Origin of the sequence: Kitasatospora sp. NPDC001547, from assembly GCF_042894165.1 — a bacterium.
GTDB lineage: Bacteria > Actinomycetota > Actinomycetes > Streptomycetales > Streptomycetaceae > Kitasatospora.
Genome location: NZ_JBIAVL010000044.1, coordinates 1 through 24834 on the forward strand (window position 1 = coordinate 1; position 24834 = coordinate 24834).

General features: G+C 73.8%; 14 protein-coding genes and 1 rRNA gene. 3 read left to right on the top strand and 12 right to left on the bottom strand.

The genetic code is table 11. The features are described from left to right. Positions 1 to 125: 125 nt before the first annotated feature. Positions 126 to 1676 (bottom strand): S8 family serine peptidase, encoded by a 1551-nt coding sequence (locus ACFY0X_RS36240; protein WP_387760778.1) that lies wholly within the window; start codon positions 1674 to 1676, stop codon positions 126 to 128. A 176-nt stretch (positions 1677 to 1852) separates the two neighbouring features. Between ACFY0X_RS36240 and ACFY0X_RS36245 the strand changes: the two genes are divergently transcribed. Then, positions 1853 to 6586, top strand: a complete 4734-nt coding sequence (locus tag ACFY0X_RS36245) for an ATP-dependent helicase (protein ID WP_387760779.1) — start codon at positions 1853 to 1855, stop codon at positions 6584 to 6586. Positions 6587 to 6649: 63 nt separating this feature from the next. Here the strand turns inward: ACFY0X_RS36245 and ACFY0X_RS36250 are convergent, their stop codons facing one another. From ACFY0X_RS36250 to ACFY0X_RS36290, 9 genes are all read right to left on the bottom strand, one after another. Next, positions 6650 to 6901: a hypothetical protein gene (locus ACFY0X_RS36250; RefSeq protein WP_387760780.1), complete on the bottom strand. Its 252-nt coding sequence runs from the start codon at positions 6899 to 6901 to the stop codon at positions 6650 to 6652. Positions 6902 to 7004: 103 nt separating this feature from the next. Next, the gene (locus ACFY0X_RS36255; protein WP_049660741.1) at positions 7005 to 7373 is read right to left on the bottom strand and encodes a helix-turn-helix domain-containing protein; all 369 of its coding nucleotides are present in this window, start codon (positions 7371 to 7373) and stop codon (positions 7005 to 7007) included. Between the two features lie 318 nt (positions 7374 to 7691). Next, positions 7692 to 8174 (bottom strand): CinA family protein, encoded by a 483-nt coding sequence (locus ACFY0X_RS36260; protein ID WP_387760781.1) that lies wholly within the window; start codon positions 8172 to 8174, stop codon positions 7692 to 7694. A 16-nt stretch (positions 8175 to 8190) separates the two neighbouring features. Then, positions 8191 to 8829, bottom strand: a complete 639-nt coding sequence (pgsA, locus tag ACFY0X_RS36265) for a CDP-diacylglycerol--glycerol-3-phosphate 3-phosphatidyltransferase (RefSeq protein WP_387760782.1) — start codon at positions 8827 to 8829, stop codon at positions 8191 to 8193. Beyond that, entirely contained in the window at positions 8826 to 10331 is a 1506-nt protein-coding gene (gene rimO, locus ACFY0X_RS36270) for a 30S ribosomal protein S12 methylthiotransferase RimO (RefSeq protein ID WP_387760783.1), read from the bottom strand. Before rimO ends, pgsA begins: the two co-directional genes overlap by 4 nt. Before the next feature lie 96 nt (positions 10332 to 10427). After that, positions 10428 to 11291, bottom strand: a complete 864-nt coding sequence (locus ACFY0X_RS36275; protein ID WP_387760784.1) for a helix-turn-helix domain-containing protein — start codon at positions 11289 to 11291, stop codon at positions 10428 to 10430. A gap of 283 nt (positions 11292 to 11574) precedes the next feature. Further along, positions 11575 to 14247 carry a DNA translocase FtsK gene (locus ACFY0X_RS36280; protein WP_387760785.1) on the bottom strand — a complete coding sequence of 891 codons (2673 nt, stop codon included), beginning with the start codon at positions 14245 to 14247 and terminating at the stop codon, positions 11575 to 11577. A 147-nt stretch (positions 14248 to 14394) separates the two neighbouring features. Continuing rightward, on the bottom strand, positions 14395 to 15033 hold the full coding sequence (locus tag ACFY0X_RS36285) for a response regulator (protein WP_387760789.1): 639 nt from the start codon (positions 15031 to 15033) through the stop codon (positions 14395 to 14397). Positions 15034 to 15326: 293 nt separating this feature from the next. Then, positions 15327 to 19835: a HAMP domain-containing protein gene (locus ACFY0X_RS36290; RefSeq protein ID WP_387760790.1), complete on the bottom strand. Its 4509-nt coding sequence runs from the start codon at positions 19833 to 19835 to the stop codon at positions 15327 to 15329. A 449-nt stretch (positions 19836 to 20284) separates the two neighbouring features. On the opposite strand from ACFY0X_RS36290, the gene ACFY0X_RS36295 reads away from it, so the two are divergent. Together ACFY0X_RS36295 and ACFY0X_RS36300 are read left to right on the top strand one after the other, a co-directional pair. Further along, entirely contained in the window at positions 20285 to 22972 is a 2688-nt protein-coding gene (locus tag ACFY0X_RS36295; protein ID WP_387760786.1) for a SpoIIE family protein phosphatase, read from the top strand. A 270-nt stretch (positions 22973 to 23242) separates the two neighbouring features. Continuing rightward, positions 23243 to 23806, top strand: a complete 564-nt coding sequence (locus ACFY0X_RS36300) for an acetate uptake transporter (protein WP_387760787.1) — start codon at positions 23243 to 23245, stop codon at positions 23804 to 23806. A gap of 32 nt (positions 23807 to 23838) precedes the next feature. Here ACFY0X_RS36300 and ACFY0X_RS36305 read toward each other — a convergent pair whose 3' ends face one another. Together ACFY0X_RS36305 and rrf are read right to left on the bottom strand one after the other, a co-directional pair. Next, positions 23839 to 24684, bottom strand: a complete 846-nt coding sequence (locus tag ACFY0X_RS36305) for a phosphatase PAP2 family protein (RefSeq protein ID WP_387760788.1) — start codon at positions 24682 to 24684, stop codon at positions 23839 to 23841. A gap of 59 nt (positions 24685 to 24743) precedes the next feature. Beyond that, a 5S ribosomal RNA gene (gene rrf, locus ACFY0X_RS36310) occupies positions 24744 to 24834 on the bottom strand; the annotation flags it as partial.

Consider the following 24834-nt stretch of genomic DNA (forward strand, 5'->3'; position numbering starts at 1 on the left):
CCCCCCCCCCCCCCCCCCCCCCCCCCCCCCCCCCCCCCCCCCCCCCCCCCCCCCCCCCCCCCCCCCCCCCCCCCCCCCGGCCCCCCACCCTCCCGAAAGCCCGAACCCCGAACAGAAACCCCCCTTCACCGCGGCACCACCAACACCCCCGCCCCGAAATACCCCCGCTCCCCACACCCCCGACCCCCCACCGGACACCCTCCCGCCGCCGCCCCCGCCAACACCCCCGCCAACCCGTCCGCCCCCAGCTCCGGATGCAGAGCCGCCACCACCGCCACCGCCCCGGTCACGTGCGCGGCCGCCATCGAGGTCCCCGCCAGCGCCGCGTACTGCCCGCCCGGCCAGTCGGAGACGACCGCCCCCTGCGTCCCGCCGTCCGGATCGCCTCCCGGCGCGGCCAGCGAGACCCGCCCGCGCCCGTAGTTGGAGTACCCCGCCGGGTGCCCGTCCCGGTCGACCGCGGTGACGGTGACGACCCCGGGCAGTTCGCCGGGCAGCCGTACGCACTCGGTGCCGAGGTGGCGGACGGGCGCCGGCCCCGAGACCCGGTCGTTGGGGCTCCGCTCGTCGGTCCGGGCGGCGCCGAGGTCCTGCCCGTCGTTGCCCGCCGAGGCCACCACCACCGCCCCCTTGCGCTGGGCGTATCCGGCGGCCCGTCCGACGGCCGCGACCAGCGCGGCCTGGTCCCGGTCCTCGGGGCAGTTGTACTTCCACGGGTCCGCGAAGTAGCTGTTGTTGATCGCCTTGGCCCCGTGGTCGGCGGCCCAGAGCATGCCGCAGACGATGTTCTCCGCGTAGTACTGCCCGAGCGGCCCGAGCAGCCGGACGGCGGCGATCCGCACGCCCGGTGCGACCCCGGTGACGCCGTGGCCGTCCCGGGTGGCGCCGACGATCCCGGCCACGTGCGTGCCGTGGCCGCTCTCGACCACCCCGGCGTCGGGCCGCCAGGCGCCGGTGCGGGCGTCGGGCCGGCCGTCCGCGCAGGAGGCGGAGGCCTTCGGGTCGACGGCGGCGCGCAGGTCCGGGTGGGTGTCGTCGACCCCGGAGTCCAGCACCGCGACCAGCACCTTGTGCAGCGCCTCCACGCTCGGCGCGGTTGCCGCGGACACCGCCGAGGCGTCTCCCGCCCGGCCGCCGGCGCCCCCGACCATGGCGAGGTTCCAGGCCCCGCCCTCCCCCGGGTCGGGCACCGTGACGGTCCCCGAGTCCCCCCGGTCCCCACCCCGCCCGCCGACCCCGTCTCCACCCCGCCCCCCGTCGGCCGCCCGGTCCGTCCCCGCCGTGAAGTCCCCCGCCCCCGCCACCGCCCGGGGCGGCGCGACCACCGGCGCGGTCCTGGTGGCCCCGACCGCGGCGATCCCGGGCCGGGCCCGGACCCGGTCGGCGAACGGGCCGGTCGCGTACACCAGCGCGGCCCCGATCTGCGGGTACTCCTGGACCACCTGTCCGCCCGCCGCCCGGCTCTCCTTCCCGGCCCGGGCCGCGCCGGCGGCGTCCTCGCCCTCGGCCAGCACCAGGTAGCTGAGGTAGGCCCGCCCCGGCCCCGACACGTACGGGACGGCGCCGCCCACCACGAGCGCCAGGAGCAGCATCGCGAGCAGTGCCCGAGCGGGCCCGCGGACCCGGCGGCGACGGGCGGCGCGGGCGGTCCTGCCCGGCGGGTACGCCTGCGCCATCGCACGGTCTCCACTCGTCGGTCCGATGGGTCACGGATGGATCAAGCATCCGATTTCTCACCATATGAGCGGATCACCGTTTCTGCCCCCCAGCTTGCACCCCACGCCCCGCCCCACCTCCTCCCCCTCCCTCCGCCCCCACCCCACTTGTCAGTCCCACCCGGCACCATGGGGGCATGGCGCCCCAGCACCCGACCCCGCCCGCCCACGACCCCCTGGCCGGCTTCGCCCCGGCCACCCGGGCCTGGTTCACCGGTGCCTTCTCCGCCCCCACCGCCGCCCAGGCCGAGGCCTGGCAGGCTATCCAGCGGGAGACGGACGTCCTGGTGGTCGCCCCCACCGGCTCCGGCAAGACGCTGGCCGCCTTCCTCGCCGCCCTCGACCGGCTCAGCAGCACCCCGCCCCCCGCCGAGTCCAAGCGCCGCTGCCGGGTCCTCTACGTCTCACCCCTCAAGGCCCTCGCGGTGGACGTCGAGCGGAACCTGCGCGCCCCGCTGGCCGGCCTGCGCCAGGCCGCCGTCCGGCTCGGCCTGCCCGAGCCCGAGGTCCAGGTCGCCATCCGCTCCGGCGACACCCCGGCCGCCGACCGCCGCCGCTTCGCGACCCACCCGCCGGACATCCTGATCACCACCCCCGAGTCGCTGTTCCTGCTGCTCACCTCCGCCGCCCGGGACGCCCTGCGCGGCGTGGACACGGTGATCCTGGACGAGGTGCACGCCGTCGCCGGCACCAAGCGCGGCGCCCACCTCGCGCTCAGCCTGGAGCGGCTGGACGAACTGCTGGACCGTCCGGCCCGCCGGATCGGCCTGTCCGCGACGGTCCGCCCGGTCGACGAGGTGGCCCGCTTCCTGAGCCCCCAGCGCGGCGCCACCGTGGTCCAGCCCGCCGCCGCCAAGGACTTCGACCTCTCGGTGGTCGTCCCCGTCCCCGACCTGGACGACCTGCCCGCCGCCCCGGCCACCGGCGGCGCCGCCGGCAGCGACCCGCAGCGGCTGGGGGCACCTCCCGGCCGCCAGGCTGGGGGCGCGTCCATCTGGCCGCACGTCGAGGAGCGGATCGTCGACCTGGTCGAGGCGCACCGCTCGACCATCGTCTTCGCCAACTCCCGCCGCCTGGCCGAGCGGCTGTGCAACCGGCTGAACGAGATCGCCCACGAGCGCGCCACCGGCACCGCCGTCCCCGAGGCGCACGCCCCCGCCGAGCTGATGGGCGGCTCGGGCGCGGCCAAGGGCGTGCCCCCGGTGATCGCCCGGGCGCACCACGGGTCCGTCTCCAAGGAGCAGCGCTCGCTCGTCGAGGAGGAGTTGAAGGCCGGCCGGCTGCCCGCCGTGGTCGCCACCTCCAGCCTGGAGCTGGGCATCGACATGGGCGCCGTCGAACTGGTCGTCCAGGTCGAGTCCCCGCCCTCGGTCGCCTCCGGCCTGCAGCGGGTCGGCCGGGCCGGCCACCAGGTCGGCGCGGTCTCCACCGGCGTCTTCTTCCCCAAGTACCGGGGCGACCTCGTGCAGTCCGCGGTGGTCACCGAGCGGATGCGGGCCGGCCGGATCGAGGCGCTGCGCATCCCGCGCAACCCGCTGGACGTGCTCGCCCAGCAGCTGGTCGCGATGACGTCCCTGGACGCCTGGCCGGTGGACGACCTGCTCGCCGTGGTCCGGCGCGCCGCGCCCTTCGCCTCCCTCCCGCAGTCCGCCTTCGACGCCGTGCTCGACATGCTGGCCGGCCGCTACCCCTCGGACGCCTTCGCCGAGCTGCGCCCCCGGCTGGTGTGGGACCGGGTGGCCGGTACGGTGACCGGCCGCCCCGGCGCCCAGCGGCTGGCCGTCACCTCCGGCGGCACCATCCCCGACCGCGGCCTGTTCGGCGTCTTCATCGCCGGGACCGACCCGAAGAAGGGCGGCGGCCGGGTCGGAGAGCTCGACGAGGAGATGGTCTACGAGTCCCGCGTCGGCGACGTGTTCACCCTCGGCACCACCTCCTGGCGGATCGAGGACATCACCCACGACAAGGTGCTGGTCACCCCCGCCCCCGGCGTCCCCGGCCGGCTCCCGTTCTGGAAGGGCGACGCCCTCGGCCGGCCGCTCGAACTCGGCCGCGCCCTCGGCGCGTTCACCCGCGAACTGGGCGCCCTCCAGCCCGAGGCCGCCACCGAGCGGCTCAAGCAGGCCGGCCTGGACGACTGGGCGGCCGCCAACCTGCTGGACTACCTGGCCGAGCAGCGCACCGCCTGCGGCCACCTCCCGGACGACCGCACCATCGTGGTCGAACGCTTCCGGGACGAGCTCGGCGACTGGCGGATCGTCATCCACTCCCCCTTCGGCGCCCAGGTGCACGCCCCCTGGGCGCTCGCCCTCGGCGCCCGGCTGCGCGAGAAGCACGGTCTGGACCCCCAGGTCATGCACGCCGACGACGGCATCGTGCTCCGCCTGCCCGACGCCGACCTGCTCTCCCTCGACTTCGACTTCAGCGCCCCCGCGGAGCAGTCGGCCCCGGACGAGGCCCCGGTCGGCGCCGACGCCGCCCTCTTCGACCCCGGCGAGATCGAGCAGCTGGTCACCGACCAGGTCGGCGGCTCCGCCCTGTTCGCCTCCCGCTTCCGGGAGTGCGCCGGCCGCGCCCTGCTGCTCCCCCGCCGCAACCCCGGCCGCCGCACCCCGCTCTGGCAGCAGCGCCAGCGCGCCGCCCAACTGCTGGAAGTCGCCTCGGAGTACGGCTCGTTCCCGATCGTCCTGGAGGCCGTCCGGGAGTGCCTGCAGGACGTCTTCGACGTCCCCGGCCTGGTCGAGCTGATGCGCGATCTGGAGTCCCGCGCCGTCCGCCTGGTCGAGGTCACCACCCCGGAGCCCTCGCCGTTCGCCCGCTCGCTGCTGTTCGGCTACGTCGCCCAGTTCCTCTACGAGGGCGACTCCCCGCTCGCCGAGCGCCGCGCCGCCGCCCTCTCGCTCGACTCCCGGCTGCTGTCCGAACTCCTCGGCCAGGCCGAGCTGAGCGAACTGCTCGACCCTCAGGTGCTCACCGAGCTGGAGGCCGAGCTCCAGCGCCTCACCCCCGAACGGCGGATCAGGGACGCCGAGGGCGTCGCCGACGCCCTGCGCCTGCTCGGCCCGCTCAGCGAGGCCGAGTTGACGCTCCGCGGCGCCGAGCCGCTGTGGGCCCTGGAGCTGGAGGCGGCCCGCCGGGTGATCCAGGTCCGGATCGCCGGCGAGCGGCGCTGGGCCGCGATCGAGGACGCCGGACGGCTGCGCGACGCCCTCGGCACCCCGCTGCCGGTCGGCGTCCCCGAGGCCTTCACCGAGCCGGTCAAGGACCCGCTGGGGGACCTCATCGCCCGCCACGCCCGGACCCACGGCCCGTTCACCGCCGCCGAGGCCGCCGACCGCTACGGCCTGGGCACCGCCGTGGTCACCGGCACCCTGCACCGCATGACCGCCGCCGGCCGCCTCGTCCAGGGCCAGTTCCGGCCCGCCGGAAGCCACACCGACCCCGAGTGGCACACCGCCGCCGAGTGGTGCGACGCCGAGGTGCTGCGCCGGCTGCGCCGCCGCTCGCTGGCCGCGCTGCGCCAGGAGGTCGAACCGGTCCCGCCGCGCGCCCTGGCCGCCTTCCTGCCCCAGTGGCAGCACCTGGCCGGCCACCGGCTGCGCGGCCCGGACGGCCTGCTGCGGGTGGTCGAGCAGCTCCAGGGCACCGCCCTGCCCGCCTCCGCGCTGGAGAAGCTGATCCTCCCGGCCCGGCTCGCCGACTACTCCCCCGGCCTGCTGGACGAGCTGATGGCGGCCGGCGAGGTCGGCTGGTGCGGGGCCGGCGCCCTGCCCGGCAAGGACGGCTGGCTCAGCCTGCACCTCGCCGAGAACGCCCACCTGCTGCGCCCCGAGCCCGTCCCGCCCGCGCTCACCCCGGTGCACAGCGCCCTGATGTCCGCGCTGGCCGGCGGCTACGGTCTGTTCTTCCGCCAACTCGTCCAGCAGCTGCCGGAGGGGACGGCCGAGCCGGAGGTCGTCGAAGCGCTCTGGGACCTCGTCTGGGCCGGTTACGTCACCAACGACACCCTCGCCCCGCTGCGCGCCCTGCTCGGCTCCGGCCGGACGGCGGGCGCCACCGCCCACCGCGCGCCCCGGTCCACCCCGCGCGGCCGCTACGGCGGCGCCGGCCGGGCCTTCGGCCGGGTCGGCGGCTCCCTGCGCAGCGGCCCGCCGACGGTGGCCGGCCGCTGGTCGCTGCTGCCCGCCTCCGCCGCCGACCCGACGGTCCGGGCCACCGCCCAGGCGCAGAGCCTGCTGGACCGGCACGGCCTGCTCACCCGGGGCACGGTGGCGGCCGAACGGGTGCCCGGCGGCTTCGCCGGGGTGTACCGGGTGCTCGCCGCGATGGAGGAGCGCGGCCGCGCCCGCCGGGGCTACTTCGTCGAGGGCCTGGGCGGCGCCCAGTTCGCCATGGAGGGCGCGGCCGACCGGCTGCGCTCGGTGAACGGCCGGCTGGAGCGGGCCCGGGCCGCCGAGTGGCCGGCCGCCCCGGCCGCCGAGCCGCCGCAGACGCTGGTGCTGGCCGCCGCCGATCCGGCCAACGCCTACGGCGCCGCCCTGCCCTGGCCCGAACCGCCCGCCTCCCCCGGCGGCAAGGAGTCCACCGCCCACCGCCCGGGCCGCAAGGCGGGCGCCCTGGTGGTCCTGGTGGACGGCGAGCTGGCGCTGTACGTCGAGCGCGGCGGCAAGTCCCTGCTGGCCTGGCCGGAGGACGGGGCCAGCCGGGCACTGGCGGCCGGGGCGCTCGCGGCCGCCGTCCGGGAGGGGGCGCTCGGCAGCGTCACGGTCGAGCGGGCCAACGGCGAGCCCGCGCTCGGCTCGGCCCTCGGCCACGCCCTGGAGGAGGCCGGCTTCCACGCCACCCCGCGCGGCCTGCGCCTGCGCCCCTGAGCCGGGGCACCGAAAGCCGGAGGCCGCGGGGCCGAGAACCCCGCGGCCTCCGGCCACGTCGAATCACCCGTTCGGCGGGGGCTGCGCCTGCGCCGGTGCCGCCGGCTCCGCGCGCCTGCGCCGGGCCGGTCCGGTCTCGCTCCAGTCGGCGTGGACCGGAATGAGACCGAGTCCCCAGCCGCCGGCCGCGAGCAGCCCCAGCACCGCACCGTCGGTCAGCTGTCCCCGGACCGCCAGGAGCCACCAGGCGACCCCGGCCGCCGAGACCACCAGGACCCACCGCACCGGACGCCGTACCCGGAGGAACAGTCGCACCCTGGCCCGTATTCGGGCTCTCGGGCGCGTCTGCGCGTCTGTTCGCACGACCGCCCTCCCTTCGCTCGCCCCGGGCAGGGGCGCCCGGGAGTCGAGGCCGGGATCAGGCGGCGACCACGTCCATCGCGGCGGCCTTGGGCGACATGTTCGCCCGGTCGGTGCCGGGGGCGGGCAGCGGAACCGGTTCGAGCACCGGCCTCAGCAGATCACCTTCGGAGAGGGTGGCCATCGCCGCAAGTTCGGCGAGCGACAGTTCGTCGCTGACCTCGCGCATGACCTCGGACATCCGGACGTCGAGTGCGTCGCAGATGGCGGAGAGCAGCTCCGAGGAGGCCTCCTTCTGTCCCCGCTCGACCTCGGAGAGGTATCCGAGCGAAACCCTGGCGGCCGCCGACACCTCGCGGAGTGTGCGGCCCTGGCGCTGGCGCTGCCGACGCAGTACATCGCCCAGTAGGCGACGGAGCAGGATCATCGGTGCCTCCCTCCTCGGACTGCGGATCGAGATGTCACGTCCCCACCGTACCGCCTTGCCCGCTTCGCGTGCGGGGACCCTGGTCGTGTTCACTCTGGGCTGCAAGGCCGTCCCCCTCCTCGTTCCGGTGTCGCACCCGGGTTCGCGGGCCCCTCGTGGTACCCGTAGCGACCCACCCGGTCACCGTCACGCAACTCGTTCGCCACCTGGTTTCTGCCCAACCAGGGTGTTGGATGTAACACGATCCTCCAGCTGTCCCATGCCCGCGCGCCAGCCCGGCAGATCTCGGTTCGGTGGAGATCCCGCCCCGGCGGCCTCCTAGCCTACGAACCGACCGACCAGCAGCTCCAGCGCGGCGGTCACCGCTTCGTGACGGATTGTGGCACGACCCCCCGACAGCAGGGGTGAACTGACCAGGGTTCCACCCGGGCCGGCGACCGCCAGGTGTACGGTGCCCACCGGCTGCCCGTCCTGCGGGTCCGGCCCGGCCACCCCGGTCGTCGCGAGCCCGTAGGTGGCCCCCAGCAGTCCCCGTACGCCCTCGGCCATCTGTCGGGCCACCACCGGGTGGACCGGCCCGTACACGTCCAGCAGGCCCTCGTCCACCCCGAGCACCGAGGCCTTCAGCTCGGTCGCGTACGCGGTGACCGAGCCCCGGAAGGTCGCGGACGCGCCGGGGACGTCCACCAGCGCGGCGGCCAGCAGACCCCCGGTCAGCGACTCGGCGACGGCCAGCGTGCCGCCCTCGGCCCGTAGCGCGGCGTGCGCCCGCTCGGCCAGTTCGTAGTCCCGCTCCGCCACCCGGTCCCCCCGTAGCTCAGCGGCCCGGCCGCGCCGCGGCCCGCCCCTCGCGGCGCAGTCGCAGCGCCTGCCCGATGTAGTCCAGCGCGGTGCCGACGGTCAGCAGCACCGCCAGCCCCATCAGCACGGCCCGCCCGGTGGCCAGCCAGCCGGTCAGGTCCAGTACGTACATGCCGACCGCGGTGCCCTGGGTCAGCGTCTTCAGCTTGCCGCCGCGGCTGGCCGGGATGACCCCGTAGCGGATCACCCAGAACCGCATCAGCGTGATGCCGAGCTCGCGGGAGAGGATCACCACGGTGACCCACCAGGGCAGGTCGCCGAGCAGTGAGAGGCCGATCAGCGCCGAGCCCATGATCGCCTTGTCGGCGATCGGGTCGGCGATCTTCCCGAAGTCGGTGACCAGGCCCTTGCGCCGGGCCAGTTCACCGTCGAACAGGTCGGTGATCATCGCGATCGCGAACGAGGCCCAGGCGACCGAGCGCCACTTGGGGTCGTGCCCGCCGTCGGCGAACAGCAGCACCACGAAGACCGGCACCAGCAGCACCCGGACCATCGTGAGCACGTTGGCGATGTTCCAGACCCCCGGGGTCGACGGCGCCGCGGCCACCGGTCTGCCCGGGTGGGCCGCGGCCGGGGCGCCTGGCCCCTTGGTCATTCCCCGGCTCCCGAGGCCTCGGCCCCCGCGGTCCCGGGCACCCGCACCTGCTCCAGCGCCTCGGCGATCAGGTCGACGCCCTCGCTGGCGACCACCTTGGCCCGCCAGAACTGGCCGACCCGGGGGGCCTCGACACCCGTGAGGGTGGTCAGGCCGTCGGTCTCCGGGGCCTGGTGGGCGGAGCGGCCCTCGACCACGCCGTCCTCGATCGACTCGATCAGCACCTCGACCTCGGTGCCGATCCGCTGCTCGGCCCGCTGGGCGGTCATCTCCTCGGCCAGCCGGCTCAGCCGGTCCAGCCGGTCGGCGATCACGTCCTCGGCGAGCTTGCCGTCGTAGGTCGCGGCCTCGGTGCCGTCCTCGTCGGAGTAGCCGAAGACGCCGATCGCGTCCAGCCCGGCGTGCGTGACGAAGCGCTCCAGCTCGGCGAAGTCCTCCTCGGTCTCGCCGGGGAAGCCGACGATGAAGTTGGACCGGGCGCCGGCCTGCGGGGCCTTGCCGCGGATCGTCCCCAGCAGCTCCAGGAACTGGTCGGTGGAGCCGAAGCGGCGCATCCGGCGCAGCACGGCGGGCGCGGAGTGCTGGAAGGACAGGTCGAAGTAGGGCACCACGTCGGTGGTCCCGGTCATCGCGTCGATCAGGCCGGGGCGCATCTCGGCCGGCTGGAGGTAGGAGACCCGGACCCGCTCGACGCCCTCGATCGCGGAGATCTCGCCGAGCAGCGTCTCCAGCAGCCGGATGTCGCCGAGGTCCTTGCCGTACGAGGTGTTGTTCTCGCTCACCAGGACGATCTCGCGCACGCCCTGCCCGGCCAGCCACTGGGCCTCGTGCAGCACGTCGGAGGGGCGGCGGGAGATGAAGGAGCCGCGGAAGGCCGGGATGGCGCAGAAGGAGCAGCGCCGGTCGCAGCCGGAGGCGAGCTTGACGGAGGCGACCGGGTTGTCGTCCAGCCGCTTGCGCAGGGTGCGCGGGCCGGAGGCCGGGGCGACGCCGTCGGGCAGGTCGGCGATCGGCTCGGCGGCGGCCTCGGCGCCGTGGCCGGGCAGGGCGACCGCCTCGGCGGCGGTCTGCCGCTCGGCCGGGCTGATCGGCAGCAGCTTGCGGCGGTCGCGCGGCAGGTGCGGGGCGTGGTGGCCGCCGGACAGGATGGTCTGGAGGCGGTCGGAGATGTCGGCGTAGTCGTCGAAGCCGAGGACGCCGTCCGCCTCGGGGAGGGCGTCGGCGAGCTCCTTGCCGTACCTCTCGGCCATGCAGCCGACGGCGACGACGGCCTGGGTGCGGCCGTGCCCCTTGAGGTCGTTGGCCTCCAGCAGGGCGTCCACCGAGTCCTTCTTGGCGGCCTCGACGAAGCCGCAGGTGTTGACGACGGCGACGTCCGCGTCGGTGGCGTCGTCGACGAGCAACCAGCCGTCGGCTTCCAGTCGCCCGGCGAGTTCCTCGGAGTCCACCTCGTTGCGGGCGCATCCGAGCGTGACAAGGGCGACAGTGCGGCGTTCAGGCATAGGGCCAAGATTAACGCGCGGGCTCCGGTGCCGTTCGCCCCGGAGGCCGCGCGCCTCGGATCAGCTGATCATCGGTGGACCTTCCGACCCCTGTGGTCAGCCTGCCTGCGGGTCTCCGGGGGTGTACGTGACGTGCACCACCTGGCCGTCCTTGCCGAGGAGGCCGAGGTCCTTCCCGTTGACGTACGCGTGCACGGCCCCGCCGTTGCCCAGCACCAGCTTGATCTGCTTGGGGTCGGTGAAGGTCTGGTCCTGGCCGCTGCTGATGTTGTTCTGGAACAGCGACTTGCCGGTGCCGTCCATCGCCGAGACCCAGCTGGTGCCCTCGGCGACCAGCTTCACGGTGACCTTGTCGGCGGGGACGGCGGCGATCGCGGCGGCGCTCGGCGCGGGCGCCGGCGGCTGGACGGTGGGCGTGGCGGCGGGGGCCACCGAGCCGGTCCCGGAGCCGCTGGGCAGCGGCGCGCTGGCCGAGCCGGTGGTGCCGCGCCCGTCCTTGCCGCTGACCAGGTTGAAGCCGATCAGCGCGACCACGGCGACGATCGCGGCGACCATGGCGGCCGCCCAGTTCGGCCGGCCGCGGCGGGGCACCTTGATCGGGCCGCTGTCGATCAGCTGGGTCGACGGGCGCCTGGCGGCGGGCGAGCCGCCGTGCGCGGCGTCGTACCGGGCGACCAGCGCCTCGCCGTCCAGGCCGACCGCCCGGGCGATCAGGCGGATGTGCCCGCGGGCGTAGAAGTCGCCGCCGCAGCGGGCGAAGTCGTCCTCCTCGATGGCATGGACGATCGGCACCCGCACCCGGGTGGCGGTACTCACCTGGTCCACCGTGAGTCCCGCGTCGATCCGGGCGGTGGACAGCATCCGGCCGATGCTCGGGGCATCGGCCGCCTGCACCACGTCGTCGGCCGGCTCGGGGGACGGCATGGTGTTCTCGCGATCGGAGGACTTGCCGATGGTCACGGGGCACGCCTTTCGAGCGGATGGCCACCTGCTGGGGAACAGTCTAGGGGCGGGGGCGGATCGTTTCTCAAGCGGAACGGGCCCGAATGCGCATACCCGTTCTCACCGGGGTCCGACACTCCGCTGACGGGACGTCGGCGGAGCCGCGTGTGGGTCCCGGGGTCCGCTTTCCGCCGTGTGACGCGGTGTACGCACGTTCGGTTCCCCGCACGCCGCCTACCCTCCACCGAACGAGTGACACCTCGGTCAGGACACGGCCCGGGCCCCGCTCGGGCCCAGGCGGTCAGCCCCGAAGGGTGATCAGCACCCCGTCCAGTTCGTCCGGCTTCACCAGCACGTCGCGGGCCTTGGAACCCTCGCTCGGGCCGACGATCCCGCGCGACTCCATCAGGTCCATCAGCCGGCCCGCCTTGGCGAAGCCGACCCGGAGCTTGCGCTGGAGCATCGAGGTCGAGCCGAACTGGGTGGAGACCACCAGCTCGGCCGCCTGGATCAGCAGGTCCAGGTCGTCGCCGATCTCCTCGTCGATCTCCTTCTTCGGCCCGCCCCCGACCATCACGTCGTCCCGGTAGACGGCGGTCAGCTGGTCCTTGCAGTGCTGCACCACCTTGGCGATCTCCGCCTCGGTGACGAACGCGCCCTGCATGCGGATCGGCTTGCTGGCGCCCATCGGCAGGAAGAGCGCGTCGCCCTTGCCGATCAGCTTCTCCGCGCCGGGCTGGTCCAGGATGACCCGGGAGTCGGCCATCGCGGAGGTCGCGAAGGCCAGCCGAGACGGCACGTTGGCCTTGATCAGGCCGGTGACCACGTCCACCGAGGGCCGCTGGGTGGCGAGCACCAGGTGGATGCCGGCCGCGCGGGCCAGCTGGGTGATCCGGACCACCGAGTCCTCGACGTCGCGCGGCGCGACCATCATCAGGTCGGCCAGCTCGTCGACGATCACCAGCAGGTACGGGTACGGCGTCAGCTCGCGCTCGCTGCCCAGCGGCGGGGTGACCTTGCCGGCCCGCACCGCCGCGTTGAAGTCGTCCACGTGCCGGAAGCCGAACGCCGCGAGGTCGTCGTAGCGCATGTCCATCTCGCGCACCACCCACTGGAGGGCCTCGGCGGCCTTCTTGGGGTTGGTGATGATCGGCGTGATCAGGTGCGGGATGCCCTCGTACGCGGTCAGCTCGACCCGCTTGGGGTCGACCAGCACCATCCGCACCTCGTCCGGGGTGGCCCGGGCGAGGATCGAGGTGATCAGGCAGTTGATGCAGGAGGACTTGCCCGCGCCGGTCGCGCCGGCCACCAGGATGTGCGGCATCTTGGCGAGGTTGGCCATCACGGTGTGGCCCTCGACGTCCTTGCCCATGCCGACGACCATCGGGTGCGGGTCCTCGGCGGCCGTGCGCGAGCGCAGCAGGTCGCCGAGGTTGACCATCTCGCGGTCCCGGTTGGGGATCTCGATGCCGACCGCGGACTTGCCCGGGATCGGGCTGATGATCCGCACGTCCGGGCTGGCCACCGCGTACGCGATGTTCTTGGCGAGCGCGGTGATCCGCTCCACCTTGACGGCCGGGCCGAGCTCGACCTCGTAGCGGGTGACCGTCGGGCCCCGGGTGAAGCCGGTGACCCGGGCGTCCACCTTGAACTCGGCGAAGGTGCTGGTGAGCTGGGCGACCACCTCGTCGTTGAGGGCGCTGCGGGCCTTGGCCGGGCCGCCGCGCTCCAGCAGGTCGAGCGAGGGCAGCGCGTAGGTGACGCCCTCGCCGAGCTGGAGCTGCTCCATCCGCACCGGCGCCTCGCCGTGCCCCTCGGGCGCCCCCACCCCGCCGCTGCGGGCGGCCGGGACGGCGGCCTCCTCCGGCGGGGCGGTCCGGTCCTGCACCTGGTGCATCATGTCCGCCACCGCGGAGGAGGCGGGCACGCCGTAGACCAGCGCGCCGTCCAGGTCGGCCGCCGCGCCGGCGGCGAGGTTGCGGGTGGCGTACGGGTCCGGCGGCTCCTTGTCCAGGGAGATCCGCTCGGCGTCCCCCGGCTCCTCGGCCGGCTTGCGCCGGCGGCGGCGCCGGCGGGCGGCCACCTCGTCCGAGGGGTCGTCACCGTCGGAGTCCACGGTGAACGGCAGCGCGTCGGGGTCGGCGTCCTCCGGCGGGTCGGTGGACAGCTCGCGCTCCGGCGTGCGCCCCCAGTGCCCGTCCTCCGGCCCGGGCTCGACCACCCCGAGCCGTACGCCGATCGACCGCAGCCGCTCCGGGATCCGGTTGACCGGGGTCGCGGTGACCACCAGCAGGCCGAAGAAGGCCAGCAGCAGGAGCAGCGGAACGGCGAGGGCGGGGCCGGCGGCGGCCATCATCGGGGTGGACGCGGCCCAGCCAATGATCCCGCCGGCCGCCCTTATCCGGGAGGCGCCGCTGCCCATCATGGGCGCGCCGCAGCCGATGTGGACCAGGCCGAGGACGCCGACCAGCAGCGCGCTCAGCCCGATCATGATCCGGCCGTTGGCCTCCGGCAGCTCCGGGTGGCGCCAGAGCCGGATCGCCATCGCGGCCAGCAGGAACGGCACCAGCACGTCGAGCCGGCCGAACAGCCCGGACACCACGGCGGTGGCCGCCTCGCCCAGCCAGCCCTGCGGGCTGAACCAGGTGCCGGCCGCGGTCACCAGCGCGAGCGCGAACAGCAGCAGGCCGACGCCGTCCTTGCGGTGGGCCGGGTCGAGGTTCTTGGCCCCGTCGCCGAAGCCCCGGAAGATCGCGGCTATCGGGCTCGCCAGCGCGTTGAGCGCGCCCATCAGCACCGACCTGGACGGTTTCGGCGGGGGCGCGGCCGGCCTGGCCGCCGTCTTCTTCGCGGGAGCCGCCTTCTTCGCCGCCGCCTTCTTCGCGGGCGGCTTGCCCGGGGCCTTCGCCGCGGCCTTCTTGGACGGACCCGGACTCGTCTTACGTGCTGCGTTCCCGGGCGTGCGAGTGGCCATGGGTCAGCAGCCTACCGGGGCGGGCGACCACTGCACATGCGCCCGAGTCCGGGCGCCCGGACGTGTCGCCGACACACCGTCACCCTGATCCGGATTCACCCGGTCGCCGCGTCGGACCACCCGGACGGGTGAACCGCCGGCGGGGGATCAGGAACTGCCGGGGCGCATCGCGTCCAGGGCCCGGCGCAGCGCCGCCAGCTTGCGCTCCAGGTGCGCGGCGGTGGCGGCCGCCCCGGCGTCCTCGCCGCCGTCCAGCTGCTTGCCGAGCGCCTCCGCCTGCTCCTCGACCGCCGCCAGCCGGGCGGACAGCTCGCCCAGCAGCACCCCGCCGAGGGACTGCCCGTCGCCGCCCTCCTCCAGTTGCAGGCGCAGCAGCGCGGCCTGCTCCTTCAGCTGGCAGTTCTTCGCGTACAGGTCGACGAAGACGGAGACCTTGGCGCGCAGCACCCACGGGTCGAAGGGCTTGGAGATGTAGTCCACCGCACCGGCCGCGTAACCGCGGAAGGTGTGGTGCGGGCCGTGGTTGATCGCGGTCAGGAAGATGATCGGGATGTCCCGGGTGCGCTCGCGGCGCTTGATGTGGGCGGCGGTCTCGAAGCCGTCCATCCCCGGCATCTGGACGTCCAGCAGGATCACCGCGAAGTCGTCGGTGAGCAGCGCCTTGAGCGCCTCCTCGCCGGAGGCCGCGCGCACCAGCGTCTGATCCAGGGCCGAGAGGATCGCCTCCAGCGCCAGCAGGTTCTCCGGTCGGTCGTCGACCAGGAGGATCTTGGCCTTCTGCATCAGGGCTCGCCCTCCTGTCGCCTGCCTGCCGCTCGGTGCAGGCACCCGCGTACCGCCCACCGCTACCCCGGTCATGCTAGCCGCACCCCCTCGCCCGGCACATCGCCCCGTCGTGACCCGATCCGGAGCGGCGCGCAGCCAGTGCTCCGGCGCACGCTCAGCAGCGTGTCGCCGTCCGGTCACTGTTCGCAACGATCGGTGACCCTACCCGGTTCCCGGGCCCGACCGCCAGCAAGCCGACCGCCGGGCCGGGGTGAACCGCAGGGTCCGGTCCGGGTTCACGCCTCCCCGTGCGGTCACGCGCGGTCCCCGTTCAGCCACTCGCGCATGACCGACAGCAGGTGGTCGGTCTCCACCGGCTTGGTGATGTGGTCGGTGGCCCCCGCCTGCAGCGACTTCTCGCGGTCGCCCTTCATCGCCTTGGCGGTCAGCGCGATGATCGGCAGGCCGGCGAACTGGGGCATCCGGCGGATCGCCTCGGTGGTCGCGTAGCCGTCCATCTCCGGCATCATGATGTCCATCAGGACCAGCGCCACGTTCTCGTGCTGCTCCAGCATCTCGATGCCCTCGCGGCCGTTCTCGGCGTACAGCACGGTCAGGCCGTGCTGCTCCAGCACGCTGGTGAGGGCGAACACGTTGCGGACGTCGTCGTCCACGATCAGCACCTGCTGGCCGTCGAAGCGCCGGTCGCCGTTGACCGGGCGGGGCGGTGCGGGCTCCACCGTCCGGGGCCCGGCGGCGCTCTCCAGGGCGGCGGCGCGCCGGCGCTCCACCGCGCCGCGGCGGCGCTCCTCGGCCAGCTCGCGGACCTCCTGGGCCCAGTGGTCGGCCGGGTTCTCGCCGACCGGCACCGGCAGGCCCACCGGGGTCACCCCGACCGAGGCGCGGGCCGCCAGGCCGTTCGGCGCGGTCTGGCGCGGCTCGCCGGCGCTCTCCGGGGCCTCGGTGCGCAGCGGCAGGTAGAGCGTGAAGGTGGAGCCCTTGCCCAGCTCGCTCTCGGCGTGGATCTCGCCGCCGAGCAGCCGGGCGATCTCGCGGCTGATGGACAGGCCGAGGCCGGTGCCGCCGTACTTGCGGCTGGTGGTGCCGTCGGCCTGCTTGAACGCCTCGAAGATCTCCCGCAGCTTGTTGCCGGGGATGCCGATGCCGGTGTCGGAGACCGCGAAGGCGATCAGCTCGTCGTCCGGGCCCTGGATCGAGCCGGACTCCAGCAGCCGCTCGCGCACGTGCTGCGGGACGTCCCGGCCGGCCGGGCGGATCGAGAAGTCGACGGCTCCGGCGTCGGTGAACTTCACCGCGTTGGAGATCAGGTTGCGCAGCACCTGTTGGAGCCGCTGCTCGTCGGTGTGCAGGGTGACCGGCAGGGCGGGCGAGACCCGGACGGCGAAGTCCAGGTTCTTGTCCAGCGCGACCGGCTGGAAGGTCGCCTCGACGTAGTCGACCAGCTGGACCAGGGCGATCCGGGCCGGGCGGACGTCCATCTTGCCGGCCTCGACCTTGGACAGGTCGAGGATGTCGTTGATCAGCTGGAGCAGGTCGGAGCCGGCGCCGTGGATGGTGTCGGCGAACTCGACCTGCTTGGGCGAGAGGTTGCCCTCGTTGTTGTCGGAGAGCAGCTTGGCCAGGATCAGCAGCGAGTTGAGCGGGGTGCGCAGCTCGTGCGACATGTTGGCGAGGAACTCGCTCTTGTACCGGGAGGCCAGGGCGAGCTGCTCGGCGCGCTCCTCCAGGACCTGCCGGGCCTCCTCGATCTCGCCGTTCTTGATCTCGATGTCGCGGTTCTGCTGGGCGAGTTGCTCGGCCTTCTCCTGCAACTCCTCGTTGGTGCGCTCCAGTTCCTCCTGCCGGGCCTCCAACTCGGCGGACCGCATGGAGAGTTCGGCGGTGAGGCGCTGGGACTCCAGCAGCAGGCCCTCGGTCTTGGTGTTGACGCTGATGGTGTTGACGGTGACGCCGATGAGGTCGGCGATCTGGTTCAGGAAGTCCAGCGCGACGGTGGTGAAGGAGCTGAAGGTGGCCAGCTCGATCACGCCCAGCAGCCGGCCCTCGAACAGCACCGGCAGCACCACGATGTGGGCCGGGGAGGCCTCGCCGAGCCCGGAGGCGATCTTCAGGTACCCGGGCGGCGCCTCCTTGAGGATGATCGCCCGCTTCTCCACCGCGGCCTGGCCGATCAGCGACTCGCCGGGCCGGAAGGTGGTCGGCATCGCCCGCCGCTGGTAGCCGTAGCTGCCGATCAGGCGCAGCACGGTGTCGTTCTCGTCGTCGTCCTCGGTGATCAGTTCGGCGGTGCGGCCGGCCGGCTGGGCGAGGAAGAAGGCGCCGTGCTGGGCGGAGACCACCGGGGTCAGCTCGGTCATGATCAGCGAGGCGACCGCCTCCAGGTCCCGGCGGCCCTGGAGCAGGCCGGAGATCCGGGCCAGGTTGGTCTTGAGCCAGTCCTGCTCCTGGTTGGTGCGGGTGGTCTCGCGCAGGTTGGCGATCATCTGGTTGATGTTGTCCTTGAGCTCGTCGAGCTCGCCCGCGGCGTCCACGTCGATCCGCAGGCTCAGGTCGCCCCTGGTGACCGCGGTGGCGACCTGGGCGATCGCGCGCACCTGCCGGGTCAGGTTGTTGGCCAGCTCGTTCACCGACTCGGTGAGGTCCTGCCAGGTGCCGTCCACGCCGGGCACCCGGGCCTGGCCGCCGAGCCGTCCGTCGGTGCCCACCTCGCGGGCGACCCGGGTGACCTCGTCGGCGAACGCCGAGAGCTGGTCGACCATGGTGTTGATGCTGGTCTTGAGCTGGAGGATCTCGCCGCGCGCGTCGACGTCGATCTTCTGCGAGAGGTCGCCGCGGGCGACCGCCGTGATCACCAGCGCGATGTTCCGCACCTGGCCGGTGAGGTTGTTGGCCATCAGGTTGACGTTGTCGGTCAGGTCCTTCCAGATCCCGGCCACGCCCGGCACGCTCGCCTGACCGCCCAGGGTGCCGTCGGTGCCCACCTCGCGGGCCACCCGGGTGACCTCCACCGCGAAGGAGGACAGCTGGTCGACCATGGTGTTGAGGGTCGCGGCGAGCGCCGCCACCTCTCCCTGCGCGTCGATGGAGATCTTCTTGGAGAGGTCGCCGCGGGCCACCGCACCGGCGACCTCGGCGATGTTGCGCACCTGCCCGGTCAGGTTCGACGCCATGAAGTTGACGTTGTCGGTCAGGTCCTTCCAGATGCCCGACACCCCGCGCACCCGGGCCTGGCCGCCCAGGATGCCCTCGGTGCCCACCTCACGGGCCACCCGGGTCACCTCGTCGGCGAACGCCGACAGCTGGTCGACCATGGTGTTGACGGTCGTCACCAGCTCCAGGATCTCGCCCCGGGCGTCGACGGTGATCTTCTTGGAGACGTCGCCGCGCGCCACCGCCGTCGTCACCTCGGCGATGTTCCGGACCTGGCTGGTCAGGTTGTTGGCCATCAGGTTGACGGAGTTGGTCAGGTCCTTCCAGATGCCGGCCACGCCGGGCACGCTGGCCTGGCCGCCCAGGATGCCCTCGGTGCCGACGTCCCGGGCGACCCGGGTGACCTCGTCCGCGAAGGCGCCCAGCTGGTCCACCATCGTGTTGATGGTGTTCTTCAGCTCCAGGATCTCCCCGCGCGCGTCCACCTGGATCTTCTGCGACAGGTCGCCCTTGGCGACCGCGGTCGTCACCTGGGCGATGTTGCGCACCTGATCGGTGAGGTTGTTCGCCATGAAGTTGACGTTGTCGGTCAGGTCCCGCCAGACCCCGGCCGCCCAGGGCACCTGCGCCTGACCGCCGAGCCGCCCCTCGGTGCCCACCTGGCGGGCCACCCGGGTCACCTGCTCGGCGAAGCCGGAGAGCTGGTCCACCATCGTGTTGATGGTGTTCTTCAGCTCCAGCATCTCGCCGCGCGCGTCCACCTCGATCTTCTGCGAGAGGTCCCCGCGGGCCACCGCCGTGGTCACCTGGGCGATGTTGCGGACCTGGCCGGTCAGGTTGTCGGCCATGAAGTTCACCGAGTCGGTCAGGTCCCGCCAGACCCCGGCCACCCCGGGCACCTGGGCCTGACCGCCGAGCCGACCCTCCGTCCCCACGTCCCGGGCCACCGTGGTGACCTGGGCGGCGAACCCGTTCAGCTGGTCCACCATCGTGTTGACGGTGTTCTTCAGCTCCAGCATCTCGCCGGCCACCTCGACGGTGACCTTGCGGGACAGGTCTCCCTTGGCCACCGCCGTGGTCACCTGGGCGATGTTGCGCACCTGGGCGGTCAGCCGGCCCGCCATGGTGTTGACCGAGTCCGCCAGGTCCTTCCAACTGCCGGAGACGCTGCGGACCTTGGCCTGGCCGCCGAGCTTGCCCTCGGTGCCGACCTCGCGGGCCACCCGGGTCACCTCGTCGGTGAACTCGGAGAGCTGGTCCACCAGCCCGTTGACGGTCCGCCCGATCTTCAGGTACTCGCCGCGCAGCGGGTGGCTCACCCCGTTGCTGTGCAGCGAGCGCAGCTCCATCTTCTGGTCCAGGTCGCCCTCGGCGATCGAGGTGAGCACCCGGCCCACCTCGGCCATCGGGCGGGCCAGGTCGTCGATCAGCGCGTTGCAGTTGTCGACCGCCGCCATCCAGGCGCCCTCGCCCGCACCGGTCTCCAGCCGCTCGTTCAGCCGCCCCTCCCGGCCCACCGCGCGCCGGACCCGCGCCAGTTCACCGGTCAGGTGCTGGTTGCGCTCGGCGACCTCGTTGAACACCGCGGCGATCTCGGCCAGCGGCCCGTCCCCCGGCACCGTCAGTCGGCGGCGGAAGTTGCCGTCCCGCATCGCGGTCAGCGCCGACAGCAGCTTGCGCAGCTCGGCGGGCTCCGCACCACGGTTGTGGCTCGCCCGACGGCCGGCCGCGTTCCGCGGCACGGCCCCGGGGCGCCCACCGCGCGGAGCGGGCGGCGTCGTTCCGGTTGCGTCCTTGGTGGCCGAACTCAACGGGCCCCTCCCACATCGTGAACTGTCCGGTGACCGGCCGTGCCGGGGCGGCACGCACCCGGGCACCGGCCCGGCTGGGCTGCGTACCGGCGGCCCTGGACGCGCCGGCACCCAGACGACCGTACTGCTCCCACCGGCCGTCGCGGACCCCCCAGTCTGGCAGCAACGGCGCCGGGTGAACGGCCGGTTGCGCTCGGTTCGTACCGCACCGCCCGAAACAGGTGGGCAGAATCACCCTCTGGTGCCTGTTTCGGCTCCCCGCCCCCACGGGGAACCAAGCGGAAAGTAGGGTGGAGCGCTGCACCGGGCCACGACCCGACCCAGCGCCGCCGCCCACCCCGACGGCGCGCACCGGGAGTCGGCGCCGCACCCCCGGACAGCCAGGGCAAGAGCAGCAGAGGAGAAGTGGCAACGTGGTCACCGCGCGCGCAGCCGCCACCTTCGACCCCGACGGCCGGTCCGCGGCCGCCGCACGGGGCTTCGTCCGGGACGCGCTGCTCGGCTGGGGCCTGCCCGAGGTCGTCGACGACGCCGTCGTGCTGGTCAGCGAACTCGTCACCAACGCCGTCGTGCACGCCGGCACCGCCGCGGAGGTCTGCTGCCTGCGCGAGGAGCAGAGCGTCCGGATCGAGGTCACCGACCACCACCCCGAGCGCGGTCTGCCCTCGCTCGGCCACGGCCCGGTCAACGCCTCCGACCGCTACGCCGACCCGGACGGCGAGGGCGGCCGCGGGCTGCTGATGTGCTCCGCCCTCTCCGAGCGGTGGGGCGTCGAGTACGCGGCCGGCCGCAAGACCGTCTGGTTCCGCCTCGCACTGCCCGCACAGGTGCTCGGGACCCGCTACGCCGTTCCCGCCACCCCCGGCAGCGACCTGCCCAGCGGCCCCGGCCCGGTGCACGTCGCCGTCGTCCAACTCGACGAGGACGGCCGGGTACTGGCCTGGAACCCGGACGCCGAGGCGCTCTTCCAGTACCCCGCCACCACCGTCCTCGGCCGCCCCTGGGCCGACCTCGCGGTCTGGCCGCAGTCACCCGCCCGCGGCCTCGGCCTGACCGACACCCTGCGGATGGCCCGCTGGGAGGGCGGCTACGGCGTCCGCCGCCAGGACGGCCGCGAGGTCGAGGTGTACGGCGTGCAGGTCCGGCTGCGCGACACCGTGGGCGTCCCCTCCACGCTCTGTCTGCTCGTCCTCGAACCCGACCGCGCGGTGCTGCGCTCCCCCGCCCGCGCCCTGCCCGGCGAGCGCCCCGACCCGGCCGGCGCCCGGCTCGACCTGCTGGCCGGCCCGGTCCCCACCGACGACCTGGACACCCTGCTCCAGCGCACCGTCGAACGCGCCCGCGACCTGCTCGACGGCGACGCCGCGTACCTGCTGCTCACCACCGACGACGAGGCCGAGTTCGAGGTCCGCGCCGCCACCGGCCTCACCGCCGGACACCGCCGGCACGCCCGCTTCCCGGTCGGGACCGGCAACCGCTACGACTCCGCCCGGCTGCCCTCCGTCCACGAGGACCTCTCCGCCCGGCCCACCGGCCTGCCCCTGCTCTCCGACAGCGGCATGCGCTCCCTGGTCACCGTCCCGCTCAAGGTCGAGGGCCGGCTGATCGGCTCGCTCGGCATCGCCGCCGCCGTGCCCGGCCGCTACGACAACGAGGACGCGCTGCGCCTCCAGTTCGCCGCGGACCGGGTCGCCCTCGCCGTCGAGAGCACCCGGCTGACCGAGCTCGAACAGCTGCGCCGCGGTTCGCTCTCCTTCCTGGTCGAGGCCTCCGACCTGCTGGCCGGCACCCTCGAACACGAGCAGACCCTCGCGCTGATGGCCCAGATGGCCGTCCCCACCCTCGCCTCCTGGTGCGCCGTCTACACCACCGCCGACCACGCCTCGACGGCCCGGCTCGCCTTCGTCCTGCACGAGGACGAGGACCGCATCGACCCGCTGCGCGACCTGCTCGACAAGACCCCCGCCCCGGAGGCCGGCCCCACCCACGGCGGCGTCCGGTTCTGGGCGGCCCCCACCGAGACCGCCGAGGCCGGCGGCCTCGTCGACAGCCCGGAACTCGCCGGCCTGCTCGGCGAGACCGTCGTCCTCGCGCTGACCGCCCGCAACCGGGTCATCGGCCTGCTGGTGCTCGGCGTCCCGGCCGGCGTCCGGTTCCGCCAGGAGATCCTCGAACTCGCCGAGGACCTCTCCCGCCGGGCCGCCCTGGCCCTGGACAACTCCCGCCTCTACTCCGAGCGCACCGCCACCAGCCAGGCCCTCCAGCGCAGCCTGCTCCCGCCGGACCTGCCGGAGATCCCCGGCGTCGAGGTGGACGTCTACTACCAGGCGGCCGGCGAGGGCAACGAGGTCGGCGGCGACTTCTACGACCTGTTCACCATCCGCGAGGGCACCTACGGCTTCGCCATCGGCGACGTCTGCGGCACCGGGCCCGAGGCCGCCTCGGTCACCGGCCTGGCCCGGCACTCGCTGCGGCTGCTCGCCCGCGAGGGCCTGGACGCGCCGCAGGTGCTGCGCCGGCTCAACGCGGCCATCCTGGACGAGGGCGCGCGCAGCCGCTTCCTCACCCTGCTCTACGGCGAGCTGACGCCCCGCCCGGACGGCAGCACCGAGCTCTCGCTGGTCTGCGCCGGCCATCCGCTGCCGCTGCGGCTGCGCACCGACGGCCAGGTCGACCGCGCCGCCACCCCGCAGCCGCTGCTCGGTGTCATGGACGATCTCGACCTCACCGCCGAGCACCTGGTGCTCGCCCCCGGCGAGGTCCTGCTCTGCGTCACCGACGGCGTCACCGAACGCCGCGAGGGCCGGCGGATGCTGGGCGACGACGGTCTCGCCGAGGTGCTCACCGGCTGCACGGGCCTGACCGCCGGGGCGGTCGCGGCGAGGGTGCAGCGGGCCGTCGAGCGCTTCGCCCCGGAGCCGCCGTCCGACGACATGGCGATCCTGACCCTGCGGGTGCCCACCCAGCGCCAGGTGTGAGCCCCGGCTGACGCAGTCACAAATTGTTATATTCACAATGGTACAAGCGGATCGGGTCGGGTAGACCGATCCCACCGGAGATTCCCTCCGGCGGGGACGTGACCGGCGGCTCTGCGCCGGCCCGTCACTTCCGACGGCCCCTCACTTCCGACCGCAGCCCGCGCACGCTCACCGCCGTGCGCCCTCGGCGCGGTCGCGCGCATCCACTCATCGAGACGACACCACAGCGTCACTGCGCCCTGCGCGCGCCCAGAGTGAAAGGAGCCTCCGGTGAGCAACGACGCTACCGGGGCAACGAACGCCCGCTCCACCGGAGCCGACGCCGGTAGCCTCGGCTACCTCGCGCTCGGTCTCACACTGCTCGCCTACGGCCTGCTCTCCACCGGCGTCCTGCACGGCGCCGGAGTCGGGAGCGCGGCCCACCTCGCCCATGTCCTCGGCGGTGCCACCCTCTTCATCGCGGGGCTCTGGCAGCTCCGCGGCGGCGAGGGCTTCACCGGAACCGCCTTCACCAGCCTCGGCGCCTTCTGGGCGACCTGGTCCGCGGCCGGCGGGGCGGGCAAGAACGCCGCCGGCCTCTTCCTGCTGCTGTGGGCCCTGCTCGCCCTCTCCCTCACCGCCGCGAGCTGGGGCGCGAACCTGATCGGGCGCGCCGTCTACGGCCTGCTGACGCTCTCCCTGGTGCTCTCCGCCATCGGCTCCTTCGGCGGCTACGGCGGCCTGGCCAAGGCCGCCGGCTGGATCGCGGCCGTCTCCGGGCTCGCCGCCTGGTACTGGGCCACCTCCGCACTGAGCAACGGCTCCTGGGGGAGGATCGCCCTGCCGGTCAAGTGACCGGCCCGGGAGCGCCGTGGATCAGCCCCGGTTCAACCGACCTGCTCCAGCCGCTCCCCGGCGGTGCCGCGGGGCCGGAACTCCGTTTCGGCGGAGGCCCGGCCCCGTCGGCGTGCCGACAGCGCCAGCACGGCGTAGGCGAGGAGCAGGATCACCACGGCCACGATGCCGTCCAGCCAGAAGTGGTTGGCCGTCACCACCACCACCGCCACCGTCAGCACCGGGTGCAGCACCATCACCCAACGCAGTGAACTGCGCGAGACCCGGATCACCGCGACCGCCGCCAGCACGCACCAGGCGACGTGCACCGAGGGCATCGCCGACAACTGGTCCGCCACCACCACACCGCCGACTGCACCGCCGTACACCGACTGCCCGTACTGGGCGGCCACGTCGACGAAGCCGTTCTCCGGCAGCATCCGCGGCGGCGCCACCGGGACGAACTGCACCAGCAGGCAGACCGCGGTCGTGATCACCACCGTGTTGCGCACCCACGCGTAACGCTCGCGGTGCCGTACGAACACCCAGAGCAGGACGCCGAGCATGACGGCGAAGTGCATGACCGCGTAGTAGTAGTTCGCCAGCCTCACCAGCACCGGGTACGGCGTCACCGCCTTCTGCCAGGAGGCCTCGTCCGGCAGCCCGACCACCTGCTCGGCGTGGTGGATCCAGCTCGCGCGGTCCAGCGCGTGGTCCGTACTCATCACCGAGAGGTGCCCGACCAGTTGCCAGAGCGCGAACAGCGCCAGCAGCGTGCCGGCCTCCCGCAACAGCGAGGACAGCACCGGCTTCCGGCCCTTCGCCATGGCGTACGCGCTCGCATGGAGGCCGATCGCGGCGGCCCCGGCGGACTGCCAGGTCAGGGTCAGGTTCTGCATTGGCAGAGGGTAACGCAAAAAGCCCCTTCCCGGACGGGAAGGGGCTTTTTGGAAAAATTGTTCGGCGGCGTCCTACTCTCCCACAGGGTCCCCCCTGCAGTACCATCGGCGCTGTAAGGCTTAGCTTCCGGGTTCGGAATGTAACCGGGC

Coding starts and splice junctions, on each gene's coding strand:
- ACFY0X_RS36240 (WP_387760778.1), bottom strand. CDS start 1,676: ATGGCGCAGGCGTACCCGCCGGGCAGGACCGCCCGCGCCGCCCGTCGC.
- ACFY0X_RS36290 (WP_387760790.1), bottom strand. CDS start 19,835: ATGCGGGACGGCAACTTCCGCCGCCGACTGACGGTGCCGGGGGACGGG.
- ACFY0X_RS36245 (WP_387760779.1), top strand. CDS start 1,853: ATGGCGCCCCAGCACCCGACCCCGCCCGCCCACGACCCCCTGGCCGGC.
- rimO (WP_387760783.1), bottom strand. CDS start 10,331: ATGCCTGAACGCCGCACTGTCGCCCTTGTCACGCTCGGATGCGCCCGC.
- ACFY0X_RS36305 (WP_387760788.1), bottom strand. CDS start 24,684: ATGCAGAACCTGACCCTGACCTGGCAGTCCGCCGGGGCCGCCGCGATC.
- ACFY0X_RS36255 (WP_049660741.1), bottom strand. CDS start 7,373: ATGATCCTGCTCCGTCGCCTACTGGGCGATGTACTGCGTCGGCAGCGC.
- pgsA (WP_387760782.1), bottom strand. CDS start 8,829: ATGACCAAGGGGCCAGGCGCCCCGGCCGCGGCCCACCCGGGCAGACCG.
- ACFY0X_RS36280 (WP_387760785.1), bottom strand. CDS start 14,247: ATGGCCACTCGCACGCCCGGGAACGCAGCACGTAAGACGAGTCCGGGT.